The sequence below is a fragment of the Azovibrio sp. genome, assembly GCF_049658005.1.
Lineage (GTDB): Bacteria > Pseudomonadota > Gammaproteobacteria > Burkholderiales > Rhodocyclaceae > Azovibrio.
This window is the reverse complement of sequence record NZ_JBASOH010000117.1, coordinates 24,884-48,472: the sequence shown is the minus strand read 5'-3', so window position 1 is coordinate 48,472 and position 23,589 is coordinate 24,884. Positions and strand designations below refer to the sequence as shown.

At 61.2% G+C, this 23,589-nt stretch carries 26 protein-coding genes, 1 tRNA gene, 2 rRNA genes and 1 other RNA gene; 21 read left to right on the top strand and 9 right to left on the bottom strand.

What is annotated here, in order from left to right:
* The 13 genes from WBH99_RS10940 to WBH99_RS10880 all read left to right on the top strand — a co-directional run.
* Nucleotides 1-515, top strand: a 23S ribosomal RNA gene (locus WBH99_RS10940); the annotation flags it as partial.
* A 173-nt stretch (nt 516-688) separates the two neighbouring features.
* A 5S ribosomal RNA gene (gene rrf, locus WBH99_RS10935) occupies nt 689-802 on the top strand.
* Between the two features lie 135 nt (nt 803-937).
* Nucleotides 938-1,036, top strand: an RNA gene (gene ffs, locus WBH99_RS10930) — signal recognition particle sRNA small type.
* 26 nt (nt 1,037-1,062) lie between these two features.
* A complete protein-coding gene (gene dnaX / locus WBH99_RS10925) occupies nt 1,063-2,682 on the top strand; it encodes a DNA polymerase III subunit gamma/tau (RefSeq protein WP_424220121.1) in 1,620 nt (539 codons plus the stop codon).
* A gap of 18 nt (nt 2,683-2,700) precedes the next feature.
* On the top strand, nt 2,701-3,021 hold the full coding sequence (locus WBH99_RS10920) for a YbaB/EbfC family nucleoid-associated protein (RefSeq protein WP_424220123.1): 321 nt from the start codon (nt 2,701-2,703) through the stop codon (nt 3,019-3,021).
* Nucleotides 3,022-3,026: 5 nt separating this feature from the next.
* Complete coding sequence (gene recR / locus WBH99_RS10915) at nt 3,027-3,626, top strand: recombination mediator RecR (protein ID WP_424220119.1); 600 nt, start codon at nt 3,027-3,029, stop codon at nt 3,624-3,626.
* Nucleotides 3,627-3,709: 83 nt separating this feature from the next.
* On the top strand, nt 3,710-4,306 hold the full coding sequence (gene petA / locus WBH99_RS10910; protein WP_424220118.1) for a ubiquinol-cytochrome c reductase iron-sulfur subunit: 597 nt from the start codon (nt 3,710-3,712) through the stop codon (nt 4,304-4,306).
* Between the two features lie 3 nt (nt 4,307-4,309).
* A complete protein-coding gene (locus WBH99_RS10905; RefSeq protein WP_424220117.1) occupies nt 4,310-5,611 on the top strand; it encodes a cytochrome b in 1,302 nt (433 codons plus the stop codon).
* A gap of 5 nt (nt 5,612-5,616) precedes the next feature.
* Entirely contained in the window at nt 5,617-6,336 is a 720-nt protein-coding gene (locus WBH99_RS10900; protein ID WP_424220116.1) for a cytochrome c1, read from the top strand.
* Between the two features lie 75 nt (nt 6,337-6,411).
* On the top strand, nt 6,412-7,008 hold the full coding sequence (locus WBH99_RS10895) for a glutathione S-transferase N-terminal domain-containing protein (RefSeq protein ID WP_424220115.1): 597 nt from the start codon (nt 6,412-6,414) through the stop codon (nt 7,006-7,008).
* Nucleotides 7,008-7,427 (top strand): ClpXP protease specificity-enhancing factor, encoded by a 420-nt coding sequence (locus WBH99_RS10890; protein ID WP_424220114.1) that lies wholly within the window; start codon nt 7,008-7,010, stop codon nt 7,425-7,427. Before WBH99_RS10895 ends, WBH99_RS10890 begins: the two co-directional genes overlap by 1 nt.
* A gap of 143 nt (nt 7,428-7,570) precedes the next feature.
* Nucleotides 7,571-8,557, top strand: coding sequence for a DNA-binding protein YbiB (ybiB, locus tag WBH99_RS10885; protein ID WP_424220113.1), 987 nt, complete (start codon nt 7,571-7,573; stop codon nt 8,555-8,557).
* 13 nt (nt 8,558-8,570) lie between these two features.
* Nucleotides 8,571-8,948, top strand: a complete 378-nt coding sequence (locus tag WBH99_RS10880) for a sirohydrochlorin chelatase (protein WP_424220112.1) — start codon at nt 8,571-8,573, stop codon at nt 8,946-8,948.
* A 10-nt stretch (nt 8,949-8,958) separates the two neighbouring features.
* On the opposite strand, the gene WBH99_RS10875 is transcribed toward WBH99_RS10880, so the two are convergent.
* From WBH99_RS10875 to WBH99_RS10845, 7 genes are all read right to left on the bottom strand, one after another.
* On the bottom strand, nt 8,959-9,357 hold the full coding sequence (locus WBH99_RS10875; RefSeq protein WP_424220111.1) for a hypothetical protein: 399 nt from the start codon (nt 9,355-9,357) through the stop codon (nt 8,959-8,961).
* Between the two features lie 39 nt (nt 9,358-9,396).
* Nucleotides 9,397-10,158 (bottom strand): fused MFS/spermidine synthase, encoded by a 762-nt coding sequence (locus tag WBH99_RS10870; RefSeq protein ID WP_424220110.1) that lies wholly within the window; start codon nt 10,156-10,158, stop codon nt 9,397-9,399.
* A gap of 22 nt (nt 10,159-10,180) precedes the next feature.
* Nucleotides 10,181-10,348 (bottom strand): hypothetical protein, encoded by a 168-nt coding sequence (locus WBH99_RS10865; RefSeq protein WP_424220109.1) that lies wholly within the window; start codon nt 10,346-10,348, stop codon nt 10,181-10,183.
* 20 nt (nt 10,349-10,368) lie between these two features.
* Entirely contained in the window at nt 10,369-10,977 is a 609-nt protein-coding gene (locus tag WBH99_RS10860) for an SCO family protein (RefSeq protein WP_424220108.1), read from the bottom strand.
* 9 nt (nt 10,978-10,986) lie between these two features.
* A complete protein-coding gene (locus WBH99_RS10855) occupies nt 10,987-11,469 on the bottom strand; it encodes a copper chaperone PCu(A)C (protein WP_424220107.1) in 483 nt (160 codons plus the stop codon).
* Between the two features lie 55 nt (nt 11,470-11,524).
* Nucleotides 11,525-11,965 carry a hypothetical protein gene (locus WBH99_RS10850; RefSeq protein ID WP_424220105.1) on the bottom strand — a complete coding sequence of 147 codons (441 nt, stop codon included), beginning with the start codon at nt 11,963-11,965 and terminating at the stop codon, nt 11,525-11,527.
* A 13-nt stretch (nt 11,966-11,978) separates the two neighbouring features.
* Nucleotides 11,979-12,053, bottom strand: a tRNA-Arg gene (locus WBH99_RS10845).
* Between the two features lie 101 nt (nt 12,054-12,154).
* Between WBH99_RS10845 and WBH99_RS10840 the strand changes: the two genes are divergently transcribed.
* Nucleotides 12,155-14,095 carry an ATP-binding cassette domain-containing protein gene (locus WBH99_RS10840; RefSeq protein ID WP_424220104.1) on the top strand — a complete coding sequence of 647 codons (1,941 nt, stop codon included), beginning with the start codon at nt 12,155-12,157 and terminating at the stop codon, nt 14,093-14,095.
* Between the two features lie 70 nt (nt 14,096-14,165).
* Here WBH99_RS10840 and nhaR read toward each other — a convergent pair whose 3' ends face one another.
* Nucleotides 14,166-15,098, bottom strand: a complete 933-nt coding sequence (nhaR, locus tag WBH99_RS10835; RefSeq protein WP_424220103.1) for a transcriptional activator NhaR — start codon at nt 15,096-15,098, stop codon at nt 14,166-14,168.
* 77 nt (nt 15,099-15,175) lie between these two features.
* On the opposite strand from nhaR, the gene WBH99_RS10830 reads away from it, so the two are divergent.
* Nucleotides 15,176-15,868, top strand: coding sequence for a Bax inhibitor-1/YccA family protein (locus tag WBH99_RS10830; protein ID WP_424220102.1), 693 nt, complete (start codon nt 15,176-15,178; stop codon nt 15,866-15,868).
* Between the two features lie 144 nt (nt 15,869-16,012).
* Here the strand turns inward: WBH99_RS10830 and WBH99_RS10825 are convergent, their stop codons facing one another.
* A complete protein-coding gene (locus WBH99_RS10825; RefSeq protein ID WP_424220101.1) occupies nt 16,013-16,885 on the bottom strand; it encodes an HDOD domain-containing protein in 873 nt (290 codons plus the stop codon).
* A gap of 156 nt (nt 16,886-17,041) precedes the next feature.
* Between WBH99_RS10825 and WBH99_RS10820 the strand changes: the two genes are divergently transcribed.
* From WBH99_RS10820 to WBH99_RS10795, 6 genes are all read left to right on the top strand, one after another.
* Nucleotides 17,042-17,683 carry an MBL fold metallo-hydrolase gene (locus WBH99_RS10820; protein WP_424220100.1) on the top strand — a complete coding sequence of 214 codons (642 nt, stop codon included), beginning with the start codon at nt 17,042-17,044 and terminating at the stop codon, nt 17,681-17,683.
* Nucleotides 17,684-17,762: 79 nt separating this feature from the next.
* Nucleotides 17,763-18,731, top strand: a complete 969-nt coding sequence (locus tag WBH99_RS10815) for an acetyl-CoA carboxylase carboxyltransferase subunit alpha (protein ID WP_424220099.1) — start codon at nt 17,763-17,765, stop codon at nt 18,729-18,731.
* Entirely contained in the window at nt 18,700-20,016 is a 1,317-nt protein-coding gene (gene tilS, locus WBH99_RS10810) for a tRNA lysidine(34) synthetase TilS (RefSeq protein ID WP_424220098.1), read from the top strand. The genes WBH99_RS10815 and tilS overlap by 32 nt, the downstream gene beginning before the upstream one ends.
* A gap of 401 nt (nt 20,017-20,417) precedes the next feature.
* Nucleotides 20,418-21,422 (top strand): TRAP transporter substrate-binding protein, encoded by a 1,005-nt coding sequence (locus tag WBH99_RS10805; RefSeq protein ID WP_424220097.1) that lies wholly within the window; start codon nt 20,418-20,420, stop codon nt 21,420-21,422.
* Nucleotides 21,423-21,488: 66 nt separating this feature from the next.
* Nucleotides 21,489-22,181 carry a TRAP transporter small permease gene (locus WBH99_RS10800; protein WP_424220096.1) on the top strand — a complete coding sequence of 231 codons (693 nt, stop codon included), beginning with the start codon at nt 21,489-21,491 and terminating at the stop codon, nt 22,179-22,181.
* The gene (locus WBH99_RS10795) at nt 22,178-23,461 is read left to right on the top strand and encodes a TRAP transporter large permease (protein ID WP_424220095.1); all 1,284 of its coding nucleotides are present in this window, start codon (nt 22,178-22,180) and stop codon (nt 23,459-23,461) included. The genes WBH99_RS10800 and WBH99_RS10795 overlap by 4 nt, the downstream gene beginning before the upstream one ends.
* Nucleotides 23,462-23,589 lie beyond the last annotated feature (128 nt).

The window sequence follows — 23,589 nt, the reverse complement described above, 5'->3', positions numbered from 1 at the left end:
TGATCCGGTGGTTCTGTATGGAAGGGCCATCGCTCAACGGATAAAAGGTACTCTGGGGATAACAGGCTGATACCGCCCAAGAGTTCATATCGACGGCGGTGTTTGGCACCTCGATGTCGGCTCATCACATCCTGGGGCTGTAGCCGGTCCCAAGGGTATGGCTGTTCGCCATTTAAAGTGGTACGTGAGCTGGGTTTAAAACGTCGTGAGACAGTTTGGTCCCTATCTGCCGTGGGCGCTGGAAATTTGAGGGGACCTGCTCCTAGTACGAGAGGACCGGAGTGGACATACCTCTGGTGTACCGGTTGTCACGCCAGTGGCATCGCCGGGTAGCTATGTATGGAAGAGATAACCGCTGAAAGCATCTAAGCGGGAAACTCGCCTCAAGATAAGATTTCCCCGGGGCTTCAAGCCCCCTGTAGGGTCGTCGAAGACCACGACGTGGATAGGCTGGGTGTGGAAGCGCAGTAATGCGTTAAGCTAACCAGTACTAATTGCCCGTGCGGCTTGATCCTATAACCTTGAATCGATCTTCAAACCATGAAGACAACTCAAAATCCCGCAATCACAACCCCAATACAACTTAATACAACCCAAACCAACCCCTACACCCCGGCCCGATGGACTCGCGCCATCCCGACCTTCTTCCTTTTTGCGCTTTGCCTCCCCGCAAAGCCTCCCCGTTACGCCTGGCGGCCATAGCGTCCCGGAACCACCCCTTCCCTTCCCGAACAGGACCGTGAAACAGGACCGCGCCAATGATAGTGAGCAATCCGCTCGCGAAAGTAGGTCACCGCCAGGCACCCCACCCCTTCAAACCCCCTGACCCAACCCATCGGTCCAGGGGGTTTGAGCCGTTTACTTCATTGCTCGGCAAACGTCCGAAAAGCACATCTGGAAAGCCTTTCGGGAGGTGCTCTGTGCTAGAATCGCACCCGGCGGGTCTCCCCGCATTGCAGGATGGTGAATCTGGTCAGGTCCGGAAGGAAGCAGCCACAGCCATTATCTGCAAGTGCCGGGGGTTAGGCTCGCCACTTTCTTTCATTTTCTGGATCTGAGTGCATGAGCTATCAGGTTCTTGCCCGTAAGTGGCGTCCCCGTAACTTCTCGACCCTGGTGGGTCAGGAACATGTGGTCAAGGCCCTGACCCATGCCTTGAACGAAAATCGCCTCCATCATGCGTATTTGTTCACGGGAACCCGGGGGGTGGGTAAAACCACCATTGCCCGTATTCTTGCCAAATCCCTCAATTGCGAAACCGGCGTTTCCTCGACTCCTTGCGGGCATTGTTCCGCTTGCCAGGAAATCGATGCGGGACGTTTTGTGGATTTGCTGGAGGTGGATGCGGCGACCAATACCCGGGTCGAAGAGATGCGCCAGCTACTGGAGAACGCGATCTACGCCCCGACCCGGGGGCGATACAAGGTTTATGTCATCGACGAAGTGCATATGCTTTCCACTTCGGCTTTCAATGCCATGTTGAAGACCCTGGAGGAGCCTCCAGAGCATGTCAAATTCATTCTTGCCACGACCGATCCCCAGAAAATCCCGGTGACGGTCCTCTCCCGCTGCCTGCAGTTCAACCTGAAACAGATGCCTTTGCTGTCGATCGTCGAGCATCTCGAACGAATTCTGGTGGCAGAGGAAATTCCCTTCGATCCGGGCGCGCTGCAAGCGATTGCACGGGCAGCTGGCGGTAGCATGCGTGATGCGCTTTCATTGCTGGATCAGGCGATTGCCCATGGTGCCGGACGGGTAGAGGCGCAGCTGGTGGGCGATATGCTGGGGACGGTGGATAAGGATCATCTTTTTTCCCTGCTGGAAGCCTTGGCGAATCATCAGGGTGCGGCCATGCTGAGTGTGGCTGAGGAGATGCAGGAGCGCAGCTTGTCCTGTTCCAGTGCCTTGCAGGAACTGGCGGCATTACTGACCCATTTGCAAATGCAGCAACTGCTGGGATCGGCCTATCCGCAGGGGTTTCATGCGGATGAGCGCATGGCGCGGCTGGCTCGGGATTTTTCCCCGGAGTTTGTTCAGCTGGCCTACCAGATCGTGATTCAAGGGCGTCAGGAGCTGGCGCTGGCACCCGACGAATATAGTGGCTTTGTCATGGTGTTGTTGCGACTGCTGGCCTTTGCTCCGCTGGATGTCGCCGGGGGGCAGGCGTCTTTGCCACCGCCCGGGGATGCTCGCCAGCCGCTGAAACAGGTTCCGCGTGTGGACTTGGCCGGGCCTGATGCGTTGGAGCCGGAATGCTCGGCAGGCACGCCGACGGTGGCTGTTGCTGCGGCAGATAGGGCAATGAGCCCGGACTGGCATGTCCTCCTGGATGGTTTGAACCTCACCGGCATGGCCCGTGAGTTGGCCCAGCACTGCGATTTGATTACCCGGGATGAGGGGAGTTGCCAGCTGCGCCTGTCGCCGGCACATAAACATCTACTTTTCAAGCCGGCTCAAGATCGATTGCAACAGGTTTTGAGTGAGTATTTCAAGAAGCCAGTGCAGCTTCGCATCGACATTGCCGACATGGAGCGGGCAACGCCCGCCCAGGCAGCTGAACAGCTCCGCAAGGAACGCCAGGAAATGGCGGTTGCAGCCATCGAGCAGGATGCCTTCGTGCGTGATGCCATAGAATGTTTCGATGCCTCTTTGATAGAGGCTTCCATTAAACCCCTTGATTGACAGGAGAAAGTCAGAATGATGAAAGGTGGGATTGCTGGCCTGATGAAACAGGCTCAGAGCATGCAGGCCAATATGGCCAAGGCCCAGGAAGAGTTGGCGCAGATGGAGGTCGAGGGACAGGCGGGGGCCGGCATGGTCAAGGTCACCATGACCTGCAGCCACGACATCCGCCGGGTTTCCATCGATCCGTCCGTGCTGGATGACAAGGAGATGCTGGAAGATTTGCTGGCCGCAGCCTTCAATGATGCGGTCCGGCGGAGCGAGGTGCTGAGCAAGGAAAAAATGGCTGGATTCACGGCGGGCTTGAATCTGCCGCCTGGTTTCAAATTGCCGTTCTGATTTCCGTGACGCCGTCACCCTTGGAGGGCCTGATTCAGGCCCTTCGTTGCCTGCCTGGTGTTGGTCCCAAGTCGGCCCAGCGCATGGCTTATCATCTGTTGCAGCATGAACGCAAAGGGGCGGCTGCCCTGGCCTCTGCTTTGAGCCGTGCCTTGCAGGATTTGCAGCATTGCCAGCGCTGCAACAATTTTTCCGAGACGCCGTTGTGCGAGCGCTGTGCTTCTCCCCGGCGGGATGCCAGCTTGCTGTGTATCGTCGAGTCCCCCGTGGACATGAACGTGATGGAACAGACGATGGCCTATCAGGGTCTCTATTACGTCATCATGGGGCGGATTTCGCCTCTGGATGGGGTGGGTGTCAAGCAGCTGGGGATGGATCGCTTGATGCATCGGGTGCTGGATGGCCTGGTCCAGGAGGTCATTCTGGCGACTAATTACACCAATGAAGGCGAGGCGACGGCGCACTACATTGCCAGCTTGCTGGAGGAAAAAGGTATACGTGTCAGTCGCTTGGCGCGAGGGGTTCCAGTAGGTGGCGAACTGGAGTATGTCGATGCAGGAACGCTGGCGCAAGCCTTCAGGGAAAGACGGCTGGTGGAGCGCTGAGCAAGGCGTTTTTACATGGGCCCTTTGCTTGACGTATAATCGAAAAGTTTGGTTTATCTGGTTAAACATTAGGGATCAGCGCTATGAGCAATCAACAAAAAGTGGACTGTGGCAGGCGGCGATTGATTGTCGCCACTGCCGCGGTCGGGGGTGTGGGTGCGTTGGCGGTCCTGGTGCCGTTCGTGTCCACCATGCTTCCGTCCGAGCGAGCCAAAGCGGCCGGAGCCCCGGTCGAAGTGGATATCAGCAAGCTCGAACCCGGGCAGATGCTGACCGTCGAATGGCGGGGCAAGCCGGTCTGGATCGTCAATCGCACCCAGGCCATGCTGGATACCTTGCCGCAGTTGAATGGCGAGGTCGCTGATCCCCAGTCCGATCGCCAGCAACAACCCGAGTATTGCAAGAACCAGCACCGCTCCATCAAGCCCGAAATCCTGGTTGCAGTGGGTATCTGCACCCATCTGGGCTGCTCTCCCTCCTCCAAGTTCAAGCCTGGTGTCGATGAAGGCATGACCCCTGACTGGAAGGGCGGCTTCCTCTGCCCCTGTCACGGTTCCACCTTTGACCTGGCGGGTCGCGTCTTCAAGGCCAAGCCTGCGCCGACCAATCTGGAAATCCCGTTGCATATGTACCTCTCCGATACCCGCATTCTCATCGGCGAAGACAAGAAGGGGGCTTAAAGCATGGCTAATACTAATTTCGAGAAATACAAGTCTGACGGCTCCCTGGGTGGCAATCTGCTGGAATGGGTGGACGCCCGTTTTCCCGTCACCGCCCTGTGGAAGGGGCATCTGTCGGAGTACTACGCGCCCAAGAACTTCAATTTCTGGTACTTCTTCGGCTCTCTGGCCCTGCTGGTGCTGGTGATCCAGATCGTGACCGGCATCTTCCTGGTCATGCACTACAAGCCAGATGCTTCCCTCAATGCGGCCGGCATTCCCGTGGCATTTGCCAGCGTCGAATACATCATGCGCGATGTACCCTGGGGCTGGTTGGTGCGTTACATGCACTCCACCGGGGCCTCGGCCTTCTTCATCGTGGTGTACCTGCACATGTTCCGTGGCATGTTGTACGGCTCTTACCGCAAGCCCCGCGAACTGATCTGGGTGTTCGGTGTGCTGATCTTCCTGATGCTGATGGCTGAAGCCTTCTTTGGCTACCTGCTGCCCTGGGGGCAAATGTCCTTCTGGGGGGCTCAGGTGATCGTGAACCTGTTCAGTGCCATTCCCTTGATCGGCGAGCCGCTGTCGATCTGGGTGCGCGGCGACTTCGTGATTGGCGATGCCACCCTGAACCGCTTCTTCTCCTTCCATGTGATTGCCATTCCCCTCGTCCTGGTCGGCCTCGTCGTGGCCCACCTCATGGCCTTGCACGAAGTGGGTTCGAACAACCCCGATGGCGTGGAAATCAAGAACAAGAAGGATGAGAAGGGCATTCCCCTGGATGGCATCCCCTTTCATCCCTACTACACCGTCAAGGATATCGTCGGTGTGGTGGTGTTCCTGATGGTGTTCTCCGTGGTGGTGTTCTTTACCCCCGAGGGCGGCGGCTACTTCCTGGAATACAACAACTTCTTCCCGGCCGATCCTCTGAAAACGCCGCTGCACATCGCGCCGGTCTGGTATTTCACGCCCTACTACTCCGTGCTGCGGGCCATGGTCTGGAACTTCTTCGGCGTCGATGCCAAGTTCTGGGGGGTGGTGGGCATGGGGGCCTCCGTGCTGGTGTTTGCCTTCTTGCCCTGGCTGGATCGTTCCCCGGTCAAGTCCATCCGTTATCGCGGTCCCATCTACAAGTCTTTCCTGACTGCCTTTGTAATCTGCTTCTTCGTTCTGGGCTATCTGGGAACCCAGCCTCCCAGCTACTGGGGTGAAAAGGTGTCGCAGGTTTGCACGGTGATCTATTTCGCCTTCTTCCTGTTGATGCCCTGGTATTCCAAGATCGACAAGTACAAACCCGAACCGGAAAGGGTCACCTGGAAATGAAAACCATGCGTAAGCTGAAAACGCTGCTTGCAGCACTGTTGATTGCGCCCACCCTGGCTTTTGCTGCCGGCGCCTCCCTTCATCTGGATCAGGCCCCTGACGTCTCCGGCGACAAGGCTGCGCTGCAAAATGGAGCCAAGCTGTTCGTCAATTACTGCCTCACCTGTCATGGTGCCAGCCAGCTGCGTTACAACAAGCTGCTGGATCTGGGGCTGACCGAGCAGCAGATCAAGGACAATCTGATGTTTGCTGCCAACAAGCTTGGCGAGCAGATGACGGTAGCTCTGCGACCTGCGGATGCCAAGAAATGGTTTGGTGTGGCTCCCCCCGATCTTAGCCTGGTTGCGCGGGCTCGCGCTTCTGCCGATGGTAGCGGTGCCGACTGGCTCTACACCTACCTGCGCAGCTTCTACCGGGACGACAAGCGCCCCACCGGCTGGAACAATGTGATTTTTGCGAATGTCGGCATGCCGCACATCCTGTATGAACTGCAAGGCGAGCAGGTGCTGGGCCCCGACCACAAGCTGACCCTGGCGGTTCCCGGCAAGCTCTCCCCTGCCGAGTATGATGCCCAGGTCCGCGATCTGGTCGGTTTCCTGGTCTGGATGGGTGAGCCTACCGCTGGCCTGCGCAAACAACTGGGGATTGCCGTCCTGCTGTTCCTGAGCATCCTGCTCGTGCTGTCCTACGCACTGAAGAAGGAATACTGGAAAGACATTCACTAAATCCTTCTTTTTCATTGCGGCATCGCTTTCCGGATTTTCGGGGGCGATGCCGAATATTTTTCAGGTCTAGCTGCCATGATGATTCTCTATTCCGGGACTACCTGTCCTTTCAGTCACCGTTGCCGCATCGTGCTTTTTGAAAAGGGCATGGATTTCCAGGTCATCGACGTGGATATGTTCAACAAACCCGAAGATCTGGCGGCCATCAACCCGCACAACCGGGTTCCCGTATTGGTCGAGCGTGATCTGGTACTGTATGAACCCAATATCATCAATGAATATATCGATGAGCGTTTCCCGCATCCGCAGCTGATGCCGGCCGACCCGATCATGCGGGCCCGGGCGCGCCAGCTGCTGTCGGGGATGGAGCGCGAGATTTTCTCCTTCATCGAACCCATCGAAAAGAATCTCAAGTCTGCGGACAAGGCCCGTCAGGAAATTGCGGCCCGGCTGACCGAGCTGACCCCCATTTTCAGCAAGCAGAAGTTCATGCTCGGGGATGATTTCTCCATGCTCGATGTCGCGGTAGCCCCCCTGCTGTGGCGTCTGGATCACTATGGAATTGATCTGGGCAAGCATGCCGCGCCCTTGATGAAGTACGCCGAACGTATTTTCAGCCGTCAGGGTTTCATCGACGCCCTGACACCCTCCGAAAAGGCCATGCGCAAATAATGGATTTCAGCCAGTCTCCTCCCGATTTACCCTCTACCAAGCCTTATCTGTTTCAGGCGATCTGGGATTGGTGCAACGATAATGGCTTTACGCCCTACATGGCGGTGCAAGTGGATGGTAGCTGCCGTGTGCCACCCGAGTTCGTCAAGGATGGGCAGATCGTCTTGAACGTGGGAATGGAGGCGACCCAGGGCCTGCAGATCAACCACGAGTGCATCAGCTTCAAGGCCCGTTTTGCTGGGGTGCCCCGGGATATTTACGTCCCTGTCGCCCGGGTGTCGGCCATTTATGCTCGCGAGAACGGGACGGGGATGGCGTTTGAGGTGGAGGAGACGTCGCTGACCCCGAGGGCGTCCGATGAACCGGAAGCTCCGACGCCTGCCGGTACGGGGCGATCACATTTGCAGCGCATCAAGTAAGCAGATCGTGCCCCGCCTTGGAGCGGGGTTTTTTTCATGCACCATTCTGGATCATGCGCACCCCCACCAATGCTGGAACTGTCGATGGCATGGGCATTGCTAAAGGCAGAGCCTGTCATTGAAAATGATCCGTGGAGGAGACGATGAATTTTGCCCTGTATATCAAGGAGATCGGGCGTGGTGCGGCGGGATCGACGAACCTCGGCCGGGAAGAGGCAGAGCAACTGTATGCCGCCATCCTCGATGGAGGCGTGCCCGACCTCGAACTTGGGGCGATCATGCTTGCCCTGCGCATGAAGGGCGAGTCGCGCGATGAAATGTCCGGTTTTCTCCGGGCCGTGGACTCCCGCATCCATGCGCTCGATCGTCCTGCCGTGGAGGCCCGTCCGATTGTCTTGCCCTCTTACAATGGGGCGCGCAAGGGGGCCAATCTGACCCCGCTTCTGGCGCTGATGCTGCAGCGCTTTGGTGTTCCTGTCCTGGTCCATGGACTCCTGGAGGGATTTGGGCGGGTGAGTTCGGGCCGGGTATTGCGTGAGTTGGGGGTCATGCCGGCTAGCACGCTGGGACAGGTCCAGTTGAGCCTGGAAAAGGATGGCCTTGCTTTTGCGCCGCTATCGATTCTTTGTCCCGGTTTGTCGGATCAACTGGCACTACGGGCACGTCTGGGACTACGCAATTGTGCGCACAGCCTGGTGAAGATGCTCGATCCTTTTCGCGGTGAAGGCGTTTTGATCGCAGCCGCCACCCATCCTCCCTACCTGGACTTGATGCGGGATTTGTTGCTGGAAAAAAATCAGGAGGCATTACTCTTGCGGGCGACAGAGGGCGAGCCCTTTGCCAATCCCAAGCGTCGGCCAAAGATCGAGCATATCCGTGCGGGAGTCTGTACCACCCTTTTCGAGGCCGAGCACGACAGCATCAAGTCGCTGCCCCATTTGCCGGAAGAGGCCGATGCCAGGACGACGGCACAATGGACGGCGCGTGTTCTGGATGGTCGTCTGCCGTTGCCTTTACCGCTTGCCAACCAACTGGTCTGCTGTCTCCATGCGAGCGGCTATGCTCGCAACTTCAACGAGGCAAAGGCATTGGTGGCCGTTGAGGCCAAGGCGCAAGGCTTGAGTATCTGATGGGGCGTTTTTCATGCGACTGAGGCGTCGCGGTCTGGTGCTTCTGGGTCATGGCGCACGGGATCCGGAATGGGCTGAGCCGCTGCGGGATGTGCGGCGGCGGATTCAGGCGCAGATCCCGACAGCCCGGATCGAGTTGGCGTTTCTGGAGTTCATGGAGCCCGATCTGGAGGCCGTGGTCACCGCCCTGGTGGCCGAGGGCTGCGCAAGCATAACGGTGCTCCCCATGTTCATCGCCCAAGGGGGGCATCTCAAGCGGGATCTCCCCGTCACGGTCGCGCATCTGCAGGCTGTCCATCCCTGCACCGTGATCGAACTGGGTTCGGCCATCGGTACCGCCGAACCTGTCCTTGCCGCCATGGCTGACTACGCGGGTCAATTACTGGATTAGCGGGTTGTGGCTACTGAGTGGGGAGTGGATAGGTCGCCTGCAGGTGCTGGTATGCCAGTTTGAAACGCAGCGTTTTTTCCCAATCCCCCTGCGCCATGGCCTGATTGAGGTTGTCCAGCGCCATCTCATGCAGGCAGCCAATGCCTTCTGGGGTTTTGAGTAGCTCATTGCTGAGCTCTGCCGCCACGATGACGGGAATGTGTTCATGTTCTGCAATGGCTTCGATTCCGGAGCAATCCAGATCGCAGAAATCAAGACAGTCTTTAAGTGAAAGCATCTTTTCTCCTCCTCCATGACTCGCCGTGTCGAAAGACCTTTCGCAGTCTGGGCTGCGATGGATGAAATCTGATCCTGCCTTGCGCCTTGTCGTTGTTTTGGGTGGAGGCATATCTGGGTTATAGAGATTCATGCGCCCAAAGCCAAGGGGAAAATGAGAAAGGGCATCGGATCAAAGCGTTAAATGATCTGCGGGCAGGCTGCGCGAGAGGCGCAGGCGATTCAGGGCAGGACGCAAATCGAGCCCGGTTTGTTCGTGCAGCAGTTTTGCCCGCTGCTGCATGGTTGCAAGATCCGTGTCGATGGCGGTTCCCGTTGCGGAGAGGGCAATGGCGTTGCCGCTATCCGACGGGGGGAGGATCAGGCAGCGCCGCTCAAACGCCTGGCGAATGCGACGGACCCTGGCCTGAAAGCCACGGCTTCGGCTCAGCAGGTTGCAGGCCAGCACGCCCTGTTCGCTCATGACGGCGCGGCAAGCCAGGTAAAACCCGGGGCTGTCCAGCGCGGCCGGGCACCCGTCGGCCGCAAAACCATCGAGCAGGATCAGGTCGTAATGCGCTTTGGGAGCGCGGCGGATCCAGGTGCTCGCATCTTCAGCAATGATGCCCAGCTGCGGCGATTCAGGCGGCAGCTTGAAGAATTGCTGGCAGATGGAAATGACCGCCGGATTGATTTCCAGCGCGGTGATGCGGCAGTCAGGAAAATGACGGTGCAGGAAACGGAGCTGGGAGGCCGCCCCCAATCCCACCATCAGGCAACTGCGCGGCCAGTCTGGATGAGGACGGAGCAGCAAACCGGCCATCATTTCCCGGGTGTATTCCAGTTCCAGGGACCAGGGGCGGGCAATCCGCATCGCCCCCTGGATGGAATCGCTCCCAAAATTCAGGTAGCGGACGCCGCTTTCTTCGCTGATGTCGATGATGTGTTCTGGCACGCTTATTTCGTTTCGTTCTCGCTCACCAGGCAAAGCTGATGTTCCTGCAGGGATCGGGCATGGTCAGCGTCGTCTGGCCCCTGCCTTCCCGGTCCAGCACCTCGGCCAGGCAGGCATTCAAGATTTCCTGGCAGTGCCCGGCGGCCTTTGCGATGGCGTGATGCACCTTGCTGAAAGTTCGGGTCGGCATGAGTGTCTCATCGAAGGAGTCTATTTTACCTGACTTCCCAGCAGGGTCCGGATGTCCTGGGCCACGGCTTCGGCCGGCGCATCATGACCGATAGCCAGGCGCAGCTTGCCCTCCGGGTCGTAGGCATAGGTGATCACGCTATGGTCGATGGTGTAGGTGCTGGGGGTGCTGCCGGGGTTGATCTTGTAGAACACCCGGAAGTGCCTGGCTACCTGGGCGGTTTCTTCGACGCTGGTGTAGAGCCCGATAAAGCTGGGGTGAAAGGCCGGGGGATATTCCCGCAGCAGGGCCGGGGTATCCCGTTCCGGGTCCAAGGTGACGAACAGGACCTGGACCCGGGATGCATCCGGGCCCAGCAGCTCCATTACCCGGGCGGCCCGGGAGAGGGCGGTGGGGCAGACATCCGGGCATTGAGTGTAGCCGAAGAACAACAGCACGACCTTGCCGCGCCAGTCGGCCAGGCTGCGTTCCCGGCCGGAAGGGTCCTTGAGCCGGAAGTCCTGCGCGAACTGGGGATTGTCGAGTGCCGTGGCGTGGAAGGAAGGTGCCTGGGGCGGATTGCAAGCGGCCAGAAGGCCGGCCGCAATCAACCAGGATGCGCCCACCAGGCCAAAAAGCCATCTGGCCATGGGGGTTCCCTAGTGTTTGCCGTGCTGGTGTTGCTGGGCGGCGGGCATCGAGTTCAGGGGGCGGACCTCTGCCTCGATGGTCTGTTCGTGACGTTGTTGTCCCGCCTCGATCACCAGGGTCACAGGAACCTTCTGGCCAGCGTTCAAGGGCTCCTTCAAATCCATCAACATGAGGTGGTAGCTGCCGGGCTTGAGTTCCGTTGTCTTGCCGGCCGGCAGGGGAAGATCGGGAATGGCGCGCATCTTCATCACGCCATCCTGGGTCACCATCTCATGGATTTCTACCACTCCGGCAACCGGGGAACTGGCACTGAGCAGGGTAGCCGCCTTGGCGGCATCGAGCTTCATGAAGGCGCCGGTCGCCTTCTGCTGGGAAGTGGTGGCGCGCACCCAGGGGTCGGAAACGGTGACCTGGGCATGGGCGATGCTGGCGACACAAAGGGTCAGGAAAGTGCTGCATTGCAGCGCAAGGGTACGAATTTTCATGGTCATGACTCCGGAATTTCCAAGGGTAGAGCCCGCAAGGGGCGGTGAGTGGAGGCTGGATTCAGAGGGGCGGCGCCCTGGGCTGGGCCCGGGAATGAGAAGGCCTTTTTGCGGCGGGAGGCAGGAGCGTGGTGGGGAGCTTGCCCTGCGCCAGCCGGTCTGGAGCAGGGAAGGGGGCAGCTCGGCCGGGCAGGCAGGGGGTGTGCAGGGAGAGGCTGCACAGAGCACAGGTGGAACAAGCGGAACAGGTGGAACCGGTGGTCTGCCAGCTTTCTTCGTGTGCCGGCGCTGCATCGCCGGTGGAAATCCGGGGCGTGCCCGGAGAGGTGCAGACTACCGCTTGTTCCACCTGCCGCCGCTCGACCTGATGCCGCTCGACCTGATGCCGCTCGACCTGCCGCCGCTCGACCTGATGCCGGGCACTGGCCGGCAGGGCCAGCAACTGCAGGGCCAGGGCCAGCAGGGTGAACCCATGGGCCGCACAAAAGGATTCAGGATGCATGGCAGCTTCCATCTGGCCTCCCCGGCGGGAATCGAACCCACATTTGACCCTTAGGAGGGGCCTGTTCTATCCATTGAACTACGGAGAGGAAGGACGCGATTGTAGCCGGCCCGAGGCCTGGTGCCAAATCGGCGATGGGGAAGACGGTTACAATCCCGACCTTGTTCATCATTGCCACGGCAAAATTCCATGCCCCTGCTGAAGCTCGACCAGGCCTGCCTGGCCTTTGGCCATGTGCCGCTCCTCGACCATGCCGATTTCCAGCTCGACCCGGGCGAGCGGGTGGCGCTGATCGGGCGCAATGGCACGGGTAAATCTTCCCTGCTGGCGGCGCTGGCGGGGCGGGGCAGCCTGGATGACGGCCAGGTCTGGCGCCAGCCCGGGATCCGGGTTGCTTATGTGCCGCAGGAGCCTCCGCTGGATGCGGCGCAGACGGTTTTTGCCGCCGTGGTTTCAGGGTTGGGGGAAATGTCCTCCCTGCTGGCCGGATACCATCAGGTTTCCCACGATCTGGCGGAGGAGGGGGCCGACCATGAATCCCTGCTGCCGCGCTTGCAGCAGTTGCAGCATGAACTGGAAGCCATCGGCGCCTGGACCTGGCAGGTGCAGGTGGACCGGGTGATCGACCGCTTCGGCCTGGACCCGGAGGCACGGGTGGGCAGCCTCTCCGGCGGCCAGAAAAAGCGCCTGGCCCTGGCCCAGGGGCTGGCGCTGGCGCCCGAGGTCTTGTTGCTGGATGAGCCTACCAATCATCTCGACATCGGCGCCATCGAATGGCTGGAGGAATTGTTGCTGGAGAGCCGCGTCACCTTGCTCTTCATCACCCACGACCGGCGTTTTCTCGAGCGCCTGGCCACCCGCATCGTCGAGCTGGACCGGGGCAAGTTGATGAGTTTTCCCGGTAATTACAGCGAATACCAGCGGCGCAAGGAGGCCATGCTGCACGAAGAGGGCCTCCTCAACCAGAAATTCGACAAGCTGTTGAAGGAAGAGGAGGCCTGGATCCGTAAGGGGGTCGAGGCCCGCCGTACCCGGGCCGTGTTCCGGGTCCAGCGTCTGGAACGCCTGCGCCAGGAGCGGGCCGCCCGCCGGGAACGCATGGGCAAGGTGCAGATGAACCTCGATAGCGGCGCCAAAAGCGGCGAGCTGGTGGTCGAAATGGAGCGGGTCTCGAAGCGGTTTGGCGACAAGGTGGTGGTGCGCGATTTTTCCACCCGGATTTTGCGAGGCGACAAGATCGGCCTGATCGGCCCCAATGGTGCCGGCAAGACCACCTTGCTGCGCCTGATCCTGGGAGAACTGGAGCCCGATTCCGGCACGGTGCGGCGCGGTACGCGCATGGAAGTGGCCTACTTCGACCAGTTCCGGGGCCAGCTGGATCCGGAAGCGAGCCTCGCCGAAGTGATTTCTCCGGGTTCCGACTATGTGGAGATTGGCGGCGCCAAAAAGCATGTGATCGGCTATCTGGAGGATTTCCTGTTTGCCCCCGAGCGCGCCCGTTCCCCGGTCAAGTCGCTCTCCGGCGGCGAGCGCAATCGCCTGCTGCTTGCCCGCCTGTTTGCCCGGCCCGCCAATGTGCTGGTGCTCGACGAGCCCACCAACGACCTCGACATGGAAACCCTGGAACTGCTCGAGCAACTCTTGCAGGACTACCAGGGCACCTTGTTTCTGGTCAGCCATGACCGGGCTTTCCTCGACAATGTGGTGACCCAGACGCTCGCCGCCGAAGGCGAGGGCATATGGCGTGAGTACGCCGGGGGCTACAGCGACTGGGCTGCGTATCAGAGTAGTCAGGCCAGGGAGCGTAGCCAGGCCAAGGCCCGGCAGCAGGATGCCAGGGAAGCGGAAGCGAAGCCGGCCCCGGCGGGGGGCGGAAAATCGGAGCCGGGCAAAGCCAAGGCCGACAAGCTGAGCTGGAAGGAGCAGCGGGAGCTCGAAGCCTTACCCGAGCGCATCGCCGCCCTGGAGGCGGAACAGGCCGGACTCACGGCCCGGCTCGAAGACCCGGCCCTCTACCAGCAGGACCCGGAACTGGCGCGCCAGGCGTCTGAACGGCTGGCGGCCATCGAGGCGGAGCTGCTCGCCCTGCTCGAGCGCTGGGAAGCCCTGGAAACCCGCGGCGGCGCCTAAATTCTGCGGCTGATGCCCAAGCCTGCGGCGCTGCCCAAGCCTGCGGCCCTACCCAAGCCTGCGGCGCTGCCTAAGCCGGCAGGAACAGGCGCTCCTGCCCGGCCTGGAGGATGGCCTCGATGCCCGGGTGGCGGATGCGCCGGTCGGCGGAGATGGCAAAGAACTGGTCGCGCACCGGGTCGATGGGGCCCAGCCGAACGGCGTCATAGCGCCGGGCCAGTTCGGCGGTGAGTGGGGTGAGCGCCGGGAAAACGCCGAGCCCGGCGGCGCCGAAGGTGTCGAGCAGGGCGCTATCCTCCACCTCGGCAATGATCCGGGGGCGGATGCCGTGGCTTTCGAACCATTGGTCGAGGCTGGCGCGTACCGCGGCATTGCGGGCCGGGAGCAGGAAGGGCGCGCCGTCCAGACTGTGGGGAAAGTCCTCCCCATGACGTTCGGCCAGGCTGGCGGTGGCATAAAAGCTCAGTTCGCTCTCGCCCAGGGGGTGGCTAAAGAGGCGCAGGTTCATGCCGGGGGAGACCGGGCGGTCGGCGAGGATCACGTCCAGCTTGTGAATCGCCAGATCGGCGAGGAGATTCTCGAACTTGCCTTCGTGGCAGATCAGCCGCACCCGTTCCGGCAGGTGCAGCACCGGTTCGAGCAGATGGTGGGCCACCAGCTTCGGGACCACATCGGTGATGCCCACGGTCAGGCGCAGCATGGGTTCGCCGCCGGCGCGTTTTAGCGAGTCCCAGAGCTGTTCACCGAGCAGGAAAATCTCGTCCGCGTAACGCAGGGCGGTGCGTCCTGCTTCCGTGGGAATCAATTTGCGGCCTTGCAGGTCAAAGAGTGCGGTACCGATGGCTTGCTCGAGCTGGCCCAGCTGGGCGCTGATGGTCTGGGGCGTGAGTCCCAGTTGCTCGGCAGCGCGGGCCAGGCTGCCCGCCTTGGCTACCATCCAGTAGTAATAGAGGTGGCGGTAGTTGAGCCGGCTTTCTTCAATGTTCGGTTTTTTCGAATTCATAGTCGCATTTTCGATGGTTTTTGTTATTGTGCAAAGGCCGTTAAACTGACGGCGTCTATGACCAATGGAGGTTTTACATGAGCCTGAATGATCGTTCCTACCTGTCCGGCCAGGTCCTGACCCATGGTGGTGTGGGTGTCCAGGGCTCGGCCGGATCCCGCAAGGTCCTGCGCAATACCTACCTGCTGCTGGCCATGACCCTGGCCTTTAGCGCGGCGGTTGCCGGGATCAGCGCCGCCCTGAATCTGCCCCATCCGGGCATCCTCATCACCCTGGTCGGCTACTTCGGCCTGCTCTTTGCCGTGAGCAAGTTTCGCGACCGTGCTCTGGGCGTCGGTCTGGTGTTCGCCCTGACCGGTTTCATGGGCTACACCCTGGGGCCCATCCTCAATCATTACCTGGCCCTGCCCAACGGCGGCGAGATCGTGATGATGGCCATGGGCGGCACCGCCGTGATCTTCTTGGCCATGTCGGCCGTTGCCCTGACCTCGAAGCGGGATTTCAGCTTCCTGGGCAATTTCCTCATGGTCGGCATGCTCGTCGCCTTCCTGGCGGGGCTGGCCGCCATTTTCTTCGAGCTGCCACTACTCTCCCTGGTGGTGTCTGCGGCCTTCGTGCTCTTGATGTCCGGCCTCATCCTGTATGAAACCCAAGCCATCATCCAGGGCGGTGAAACCAATTATGTGATGGCGACGGTCTCCCTGTTCGTGAGCATCTACAATCTCTTTACCAGCCTGCTGCAGATTCTGGGCATCTTCGGCGACGACTGATCCCGTTCTGCTCTCGCAAAGGGCGGCGTCCTGTAAGGGATGTCGCCCTTTTCATATCTGGCGGTTTCAAGTTTCAGGGGCAACAAGTTGATGGTGATGCGCCAGGCCGTCGAAAGATGTGGGCCTGGCGGCTCGGGGCCGTGGTCAGGGGGATGGTGCGGCTTGCTGTGGTTGATCCAGTTCCCCGTCCGGGGAGGGCAGGGCCAGGCCCAGGCGCTGGCCCAGGGCTTCTTCGGAAAGGTTGAGCAGGGCCGAAATGGCCTTCAGGTCGTCGGGAATCGCCGGATCGTTCCGGCCGTGGGCGAGATGCCGGGCCAGGTTCACCGCCAGCACCACGTTCTTCACCCGGGGGTGTTCGGCGTGCGCATCGTCGATCAGTTGCATGAGCAGCTTCGGCAAGTGCCAGGCGCGGCACAGGGCGGCCTGGATGTCCTGCAGGCGGAACCCCAGCACCTTTTCCTGGGCGGTGCTGCTGCGCTGCAGGGGATCGGCCTGCTGTAGCCTGCGGATTTCCAGGGCCAGGTGGGGGGCGAAGCAGTAGAGCAGGATTTCCGCCAGATCGTGCAGCAGGGCGGCCAGGGCGACTTCTTCGGCGTTGATGTCCACCCGCCAGATCGCCCACTCATAGGCGTAATGAGAGGCCTGCTGGGCGCGCCGGATGACCTGCAGGGCACCGAGCAGGGCCTGGGGTGGCCCGTCCTTCAGGGCGGCCTCGATGGTGGCCGGGTTCTCGAAATGTTTGAAGAAGGGCTCGATGCCCAGCATCATGATGGCGCCGGCGATGGTCGTCACATCGTGGTGCAGGCGCTTGCCGGTCAGGGGCTGGATGAAGGTCAGCACCCGCACGGCCATCAGCGGGTCTTGCAGGATGATGCGGGTCAGGTCCTTGCTGGAGACATGAGCCATGTTCTCCCGGGCGGTTTCGAGCTGACGGCGGGTATGGCGCAGCACCGGCAGCTCCCGTTCGCTGAAATACAGGACCCAGTCATCCAGTTCTTGCAGGGGATGGTCGAGCATACCTGCTTCTCCACTTCAAAAATGCAGTCCAGGTTTTTGATTTGACCGCGATTGTTTGCGCCAGGCATTGTTGCGGGCAATGGTAATTGGGGCCTTGCGGTTGGGCAAGGGTGTGCGTGTGATAATCTGCCCTTTCCGTGTTTCCGGGTGACTTTCATGCGCTATACCATCGTTCCTGTAACGCCCCTCGAGCAGAACTGTTCCATTCTCTGGTGCGAGAAGACCCGCCAGGCGGCCGTGGTGGACGCGGGCGGGGATTTGGATCGGATCCTGGCCGTCCTCGAGCGGGAGAAGCTCATCCCGGCCACCCTCCTCGTCACCCATGGCCACATCGACCATGCCGGGGGCGTGGCCGAACTGGCCGAGCTGCTCGAGGTGCCGATCGAAGGGCCCGGCGAGGCAGACCGGTTCTGGATCGAGGGCATGGCGCAGCAATCCCGCATGTTCGGCTTGGCGCGGGCACGTCCCTTCGAGCCGACCCGCTGGCTAAAGGAGGGAGACCGGGTGCGCTTTGGCGAGGTGGAACTGGAAGTGCTGCATTGCCCCGGCCACACCCCGGGCCATGTCGCCTTCTACCACCGGCCCGGCCGGCTGCTGGTGGTGGGCGACATCCTCTTTCAAGGCTCGGTCGGCCGTACCGATTTGCCCGGCGGGGATCAGGAGGCCCTGCTTGCCTCGATCCGGGAAAAACTCTTTCCCCTGGGGGATGAGGTGGATTTCATTCCCGGCCATGGCCCGATGTCCACCCTGGGGGAGGAGCGCCGCTTCAATCCCTTCGTCGGCGGGCGTTTCGGCTAAGCTTCCCAGCCTGGCATGCATATTTGAATTGCGCGTTTTGGGAGTAGAATCCCCGCCTTCCAAAATTTTCAGGCCCGGGATGAAAACCACCTTTCTCGATTTCGAGCAGCCGATTGCCGAGCTGGAAAACAAGATCGAAGCCCTGCGCTTCGGCCAGGAAGATTCCGCCGTCGACATTTCCGACGAGATCGAACGCCTGGCGGAAAAAAGCCGGGCCCTCACCCGCGACATCTACGCCAAACTCACGCCCTGGCAGATCGCCCAGGTGGCCCGGCATCCGCAGCGCCCCTACACCCTCGATTACGTGGAGCGCATCTTCACCGATTTCGAGGAACTGCACGGCGATCGCGCCTATGCCGACGACAAGGCCATCGTCGGCGGCCTGGCCCGCTTCAATGGCCAGCCCTGCATGGTCATCGGCCACCAGAAGGGCCGCGACACCAAGGAAAAGATCTACCGCAACTTCGGCATGCCCCGGCCCGAGGGCTACCGCAAGGCCCTGCGCCTGATGAAGCTGGCGGAGAAGTTCCGCTTGCCGGTGTTTTCTTTCGTCGATACCCCCGGCGCCTATCCCGGCGTCGATGCCGAGGAGCGGGGCCAGTCCGAGGCCATCGGCCGCAACCTCTATGAAATGGCGATCCTCGCGACGCCGATCGTCGTCACCATCATCGGCGAAGGGGGTTCGGGCGGCGCTCTGGCCATTGCCGTGGGCGACGTGGTGCAGATGCTGCAGAATTCCACCTACTCGGTGATTTCCCCCGAAGGTTGCGCCTCCATCCTCTGGAAAAGCGCCGAGAAGGCCCCCGAAGCCGCCGCGATCATGGGCATCACCGCCCCCCGCCTGAAATCCCTGGGCCTCATCGACAAGGTGGTGAATGAACCCTGCGGCGGCGCCCACCGGGATCATGGGCTCATGGCCCAGAACCTCAAGAAGGCCCTGCAAGACAGTCTCAAGCAGCTCTCCGGTTTGTCCACCGCCGAACTGCTCGAAGCCCGCTATGAGCGCCTGATGGCCTATGGCCGCTTCAAGGAACAAGCCCCCCGCTGATCTCACGGCCGGGTTTGCGGCGGTGCTGCAGGCCCATCTGCCCGTCGGGGCCGAACTCTGGGTCGGGCTCTCCGGCGGTCGCGATTCCGTCGTCCTCCTCGATCTGGCCAGGCGTTCCTGGCCGCAGCTACGGGCGATCCATGTGCATCATGGTCTTTCCCCCCGGGCCGATGCCTGGGCGGACTTCTGCCAGAGCCTCTGCCGGGACTGGGACATTCCTTTGCAGATCGCCCGGGTGCGGGTGGAACGCCAAGGCCAGGGCCTCGAAGCCGCCGCCCGAAAGGCGCGCTACCAGGCTTACCGGGAGAGCGGCGCCCGTTACCTGGCCCTGGGCCATCATCGCCGCGATCAGGCGGAAACCCTGCTTTTCAACCTCTGCCGGGGCGCCGGCGTGGCCGGGGCGGCGGCCATGCCCCCGTACCGGGAGCAGGCAGGTTTGTACCTGCTGCGCCCTTTGCTGGCATGGGCTCCGGCGGCTCTGGCCGACTACGCCCGGGTTTCGGGACTCACTTGGGTCGAAGACGAGAGCAATCAGGATGTGCGCTTTGGCCGCAATTTTTTGCGCCATGAGATTTTGCCGGCCCTGACGCGGCGCTTTCCTGGCGCCGAAGCCAGCCTTGCCCGGGCGGCGGGGCATTTTGCCGAGGCTCAGGGCCTCCTCGATGAGCTGGCTTTGCAAGACGACGCCCAGATCCAGGCGCGCCTCGAGCCCTTGCTGCAATTGAGCCCCGCCCGGCAGGCCAACTGGCTGCGCTGGTGGCTGCGTCAGGCCGGCTGGCAGGTGCCCGAGGCCGTGGCGTTGGCGGAGTGCTTGCGGCAACTGGCCGCCAGTCCGGAGGCGGGGCAACTGGAGTTGCGTCTGGCCGAAGGCAGCCTGCGCCTGTGGCGGGGCCGGCTGTACCGGGTGGCGCAGCAGCCGGAGCGGTTGCCCGGACGCTGGGATGGCCAGGCACCCTTTGCCTGGGGAAATGGGCGCTTAAGCTTGCGGCCTGCCCTGGGGCAGGGGCTGAGTCAGGGACGTCTGGCGGGGCAGGTGCTGGAGGTGCGTTTGCGCCAGGGAGGGGAGCATCTTCGTCCCGGTCCGGGCCGGCCCCGGCGGCCTTTGAAAAAAATACTGCAGGACAGCGGGCTGCCGCCCTGGGAGCGGGAAACCCTGCCCTTGCTGTTCGTGGGGGAGGAATTGGTGGCCTGCGTCGGGGTGGTTCTGGCTGCCGATTGGCAATGCGCCCCGGATGAACCGGGCTGGCTGCCCTGCCTGCAAATCGGGCTCAGTTCCGGCGCTTGAGCCGTTGGGCCCGTGCCACGGCGGTTTTGCCCCGCTGTTCCAGCCGCCGGGCCTGATGCACTTCCCCGGTACGCCTGCAAAAGTGCAGTGCATCGGCAAGGATCCTGGTTTGGGCAGGGCCAGGATTGAGCGGCCCAGGATTTACCCTGGACGGCTGGCGGTCGGGGGGCTAGACTTGGCCGGCACTTGAGCATGGCACTTGGGCATTCGGGAGCATTCGGGAGCATTCAGGGAGCTGATCCCGTCCCGGCCGTTTCCGTGGCTTTCCACGATACCCCTGGCGATCATGCCGTGATCATGATTTCCGGGGCGGGACTCTTTGCCACCCTCGGGTCGCCATGAAAAATCGGTCGCCATGAAAAATCGCCAAAAAAATTTTTCAAATGAATGGAGGAGATGACATGAAAATATCTGCACTGTTGTTCGGCCTGCTGGCCTGCGCCGTGACCGCCACGGCTTCGGCCCAGCAAGCCATCGTGATCAAGTTCAGTCATGTGGTGGCTCAGGATACGCCCAAGGGCAAGGCCGCCGGGTTCTTCGCCAAGCGTGCCGGCGAGCTGACCAAGGGCAGGGTGAAGGTGGAGGTCTACGCCAACAGCACCCTCTATAAAGACAAGGAAGAAATGGAGGCCCTGCAGCTCGGGGCCGTGCAGATGCTGGCGCCCTCCCTGGCCAAGTTCGGCCCTCTGGGCGTGCGCGAGTTCGAAGTGTTCGACCTGCCCTACATCTTTGATGGCTATGCCGACCTGCACAAGGTCACCCAGGGCCCGGTGGGCAAGCAGCTACTTGCCAAGCTGGAGCCCAAGGGGGTGATGGGGCTGGCCTTCTGGGACAACGGTTTCAAGTCCTTCTCCGCCAACACCCCGATCAGGACGCCCGCCGATTTGAAGGGCAAGAAGATGCGCATCCAGTCCTCCAAGGTGCTCGAAGAAGAGATGCGGACCCTGGGCGCGATTCCCCAGGTGATGGCCTTCTCCGAGGTGTACCAGGCCCTGCAGACCGGGGTCGTGGATGGTACCGAGAACCCCATCTCCAACCTCTACACCCAGAAGATGCATGAAGTGCAAAAGTACCTCACCCTGACCGAGCATGGCTATCTGGGCTACGCGGTGATCACCAACAAGAAATTCTGGGATGGCCTGCCCGGCGATGTACGCAGCGAGCTGGAACAGGCGCTGAAGGAAGCCACCGACTATGCCAACAAGATCGCCAAGGACGAGAACGATGCGGCTCTGGAAGCGGTGAAGAAGGCCGGCAAGACCATCGTCTATGTCCCCACGCCCGAGGAAAGGCTGGCCTTCAAGCGCGCCCTGGTGCCGGTGCATAAGAAGATGGAATCCCGTATCGGCGCGGCGCTGATCCAGTCCATCTATAAGGAAACCGGCTTCGATCCCAACAAGCTCTGAAATCGCAGGCCGTGAAAAAACGCCCGCGCTCCGGAAGGAGGCGGGCGTTTTTGAAGGAGGTTCCCCATGAACAAGATTCTCGACCGGCTCGAAGAGATTCTGATCAGCAGCTTGATCGGGCTGGCGACGCTGATCATTTTCGTTGCGGTGGTGCATCGCTATCTTTCCGGGATCGGGATTCCCGGACTGCAGGACTGGCTGCTCTCCATCAACCTCAGCTGGGCCCAGGAACTCACCATCATCATGTTCGTCTGGATGGCGAAGTTCGGCGCCGCCTACGGTGTCCGCACCGGCATCCACGTCGGCGTGGATGTGCTCATCAATCGCCTCGATGAGAAGAACCGGGCCCGTTTCATCATTTTCGGGCTGGCGGCCGGGGCCGTGTTCACCGGCATCGTCGGCACCCTGGGAGCCACCTTCGTCTGGGAAAACGGCGCCCATTACCAGATCTTCAAGTGGCTCGGCATCGAGGCCCCCGATCTCTATGAGGGGCCGACCACCCCGGACCTGGAATGGCCGACCTGGATCGTCTATTCGGCCATTCCGCTGGGCTCCTACCTGATGTGCTTTCGCTTTTTGCAGGTGCTGCTGACATTCTGGAAAACCGGCGAATTGCCGCACCACGACCACGGCCACGTCGAAGGCATCGATGAAGCGCACCTCCCAGTGGATGCCAATCCTTATGACCTGGGCGACAACCTGCATCCTCTGGATCTGAAACACCACAACCTCGGCGAGGATCAGGGAGGCAAACCATGAGCGCCCTCATCATCTTTGGCCTCTTGCTCGTCCTGATGCTGACGGGCATGCCGATCTCCATTTCCCTGGGCCTGACCGTCCTGATCTTTCTCTTTACCATGACCCAGGTGCCGATCGAATCGGTCGCCTTGAAGCTTTTTACCGGGATCGAGAAGTTCGAGATCATGGCGATCCCCTTCTTCATCCTGGCTGGCAACTTCCTTACCCACGGCGGCGTGGCCCGGCGCATGATCCACTTCGCCACGGCCATGGTCGGCCACTGGCATGGAGGGCTGGGCCTCGGCGGCGTGCTGGCTTGCGCCCTGTTTGCGGCGGTGTCCGGCTCTTCGCCCGCCACCGTGGTGGCAATCGGCGCCATCCTGCTGCCGGCCCTGGTCAAGCAAGGCTTTCCGAAAAACTTCGGAGCCGGCGTCATCACCACCTCGGGCGCGCTCGGCATCCTGATTCCGCCTTCCATCGTCATGGTGATGTATTCGGTGTCCACCAACACCTCGGTGGGGGCCCTGTTCATGGCCGGCGTGATGCCAGGGCTGCTGCTGGCGGCCTTCCTGGGTTTTACCACCTGGTACCGGGCGAAGAAGTTCAACTACCCGCGCATGCCCAGGGCGAGCTGGAAGGCACGCCTCATCGCCTTCAAGGACGCGATCTGGGGCTTGCTGCTGATCGTGGTGGTGATGGGCGGTATCTACTCGGGCATGTTCACTCCCACCGAGGCGGCGGCGATGAGCGCGGTCTATGCCTTCATCGTGGCGGTGTTCGTCTATCAGGACCTCCGCCTCAAGGACGTGCCCCGGGTGCTGCTCAACTCCGCCAACATGAGCGCCATGCTGCTCTACATCATCACCAACGCGGTGCTGTTCAGCTTTTTGCTCACGCACGAGAACATTCCCCAGACCATGGCGGATTACATGATAGGCACCGGTGTTGGCGCGATCGGCTTTTTGATCATGGCCAACATCCTGATGCTGGTCGCCGGCAACTTCATGGAGCCGTCTTCCATCGTGCTGATCCTGGCGCCCATCCTGTTTCCCATTGCCGTGCAGCTGGGCATCGACCCGGTGCATTTTGGCATCGTGATGGTGGTGAACATGGAAGTGGGCATGTGCCATCCGCCCGTCGGCCTCAACCTCTACGTGGCCTCCGGCATCACCAGGATGGGCATCACCGAACTGACCGTGGCGGTCTGGCCCTGGCTGTTCTCCATGCTGGTGTTCCTCGTCCTGGTGACCTACTGGCCCGGCCTTTCCCTGTGGCTGCCGCGCACGATGGGCATGTTGTAGCGAAATCATCCTGGCGCGAAGATACTGGCGCGAAGATACTGGCGTTTTTTTGGGTTGGCGGGCGTGCGGGAAACCGCCGTCGGCTGCCATGGTTCATCCCGAGTTCAACTTTCAGACGGATCGTCATC

Bases quoted from the DNA above. Each gene is read 5' to 3' on its own strand.
- dnaX (WP_424220121.1), top strand. From the start codon at position 1,063: ATGAGCTATCAGGTTCTTGCCCGTAAGTGGCGTCCCCGTAACTTCTCG.
- WBH99_RS10920 (WP_424220123.1), top strand. From the start codon at position 2,701: ATGAAAGGTGGGATTGCTGGCCTGATGAAACAGGCTCAGAGCATGCAG.
- petA (WP_424220118.1), top strand. From the start codon at position 3,710: ATGAGCAATCAACAAAAAGTGGACTGTGGCAGGCGGCGATTGATTGTC.
- WBH99_RS10905 (WP_424220117.1), top strand. From the start codon at position 4,310: ATGGCTAATACTAATTTCGAGAAATACAAGTCTGACGGCTCCCTGGGT.
- WBH99_RS10900 (WP_424220116.1), top strand. From the start codon at position 5,617: ATGCGTAAGCTGAAAACGCTGCTTGCAGCACTGTTGATTGCGCCCACC.
- WBH99_RS10895 (WP_424220115.1), top strand. From the start codon at position 6,412: ATGATGATTCTCTATTCCGGGACTACCTGTCCTTTCAGTCACCGTTGC.
- WBH99_RS10890 (WP_424220114.1), top strand. From the start codon at position 7,008: ATGGATTTCAGCCAGTCTCCTCCCGATTTACCCTCTACCAAGCCTTAT.
- ybiB (WP_424220113.1), top strand. From the start codon at position 7,571: ATGAATTTTGCCCTGTATATCAAGGAGATCGGGCGTGGTGCGGCGGGA.
- WBH99_RS10880 (WP_424220112.1), top strand. From the start codon at position 8,571: ATGCGACTGAGGCGTCGCGGTCTGGTGCTTCTGGGTCATGGCGCACGG.
- WBH99_RS10875 (WP_424220111.1), bottom strand. From the start codon at position 9,357: ATGAATCTCTATAACCCAGATATGCCTCCACCCAAAACAACGACAAGG.
- WBH99_RS10865 (WP_424220109.1), bottom strand. From the start codon at position 10,348: ATGCCGACCCGAACTTTCAGCAAGGTGCATCACGCCATCGCAAAGGCC.
- WBH99_RS10860 (WP_424220108.1), bottom strand. From the start codon at position 10,977: ATGGCCAGATGGCTTTTTGGCCTGGTGGGCGCATCCTGGTTGATTGCG.
- WBH99_RS10855 (WP_424220107.1), bottom strand. From the start codon at position 11,469: ATGACCATGAAAATTCGTACCCTTGCGCTGCAATGCAGCACTTTCCTG.
- WBH99_RS10850 (WP_424220105.1), bottom strand. From the start codon at position 11,965: ATGCATCCTGAATCCTTTTGTGCGGCCCATGGGTTCACCCTGCTGGCC.
- WBH99_RS10840 (WP_424220104.1), top strand. From the start codon at position 12,155: ATGCCCCTGCTGAAGCTCGACCAGGCCTGCCTGGCCTTTGGCCATGTG.
- nhaR (WP_424220103.1), bottom strand. From the start codon at position 15,098: ATGAATTCGAAAAAACCGAACATTGAAGAAAGCCGGCTCAACTACCGC.
- WBH99_RS10830 (WP_424220102.1), top strand. From the start codon at position 15,176: ATGAGCCTGAATGATCGTTCCTACCTGTCCGGCCAGGTCCTGACCCAT.
- WBH99_RS10825 (WP_424220101.1), bottom strand. From the start codon at position 16,885: ATGCTCGACCATCCCCTGCAAGAACTGGATGACTGGGTCCTGTATTTC.
- WBH99_RS10820 (WP_424220100.1), top strand. From the start codon at position 17,042: ATGCGCTATACCATCGTTCCTGTAACGCCCCTCGAGCAGAACTGTTCC.
- WBH99_RS10815 (WP_424220099.1), top strand. From the start codon at position 17,763: ATGAAAACCACCTTTCTCGATTTCGAGCAGCCGATTGCCGAGCTGGAA.
- tilS (WP_424220098.1), top strand. From the start codon at position 18,700: ATGGCCGCTTCAAGGAACAAGCCCCCCGCTGATCTCACGGCCGGGTTT.
- WBH99_RS10805 (WP_424220097.1), top strand. From the start codon at position 20,418: ATGAAAATATCTGCACTGTTGTTCGGCCTGCTGGCCTGCGCCGTGACC.
- WBH99_RS10800 (WP_424220096.1), top strand. From the start codon at position 21,489: ATGAACAAGATTCTCGACCGGCTCGAAGAGATTCTGATCAGCAGCTTG.
- WBH99_RS10795 (WP_424220095.1), top strand. From the start codon at position 22,178: ATGAGCGCCCTCATCATCTTTGGCCTCTTGCTCGTCCTGATGCTGACG.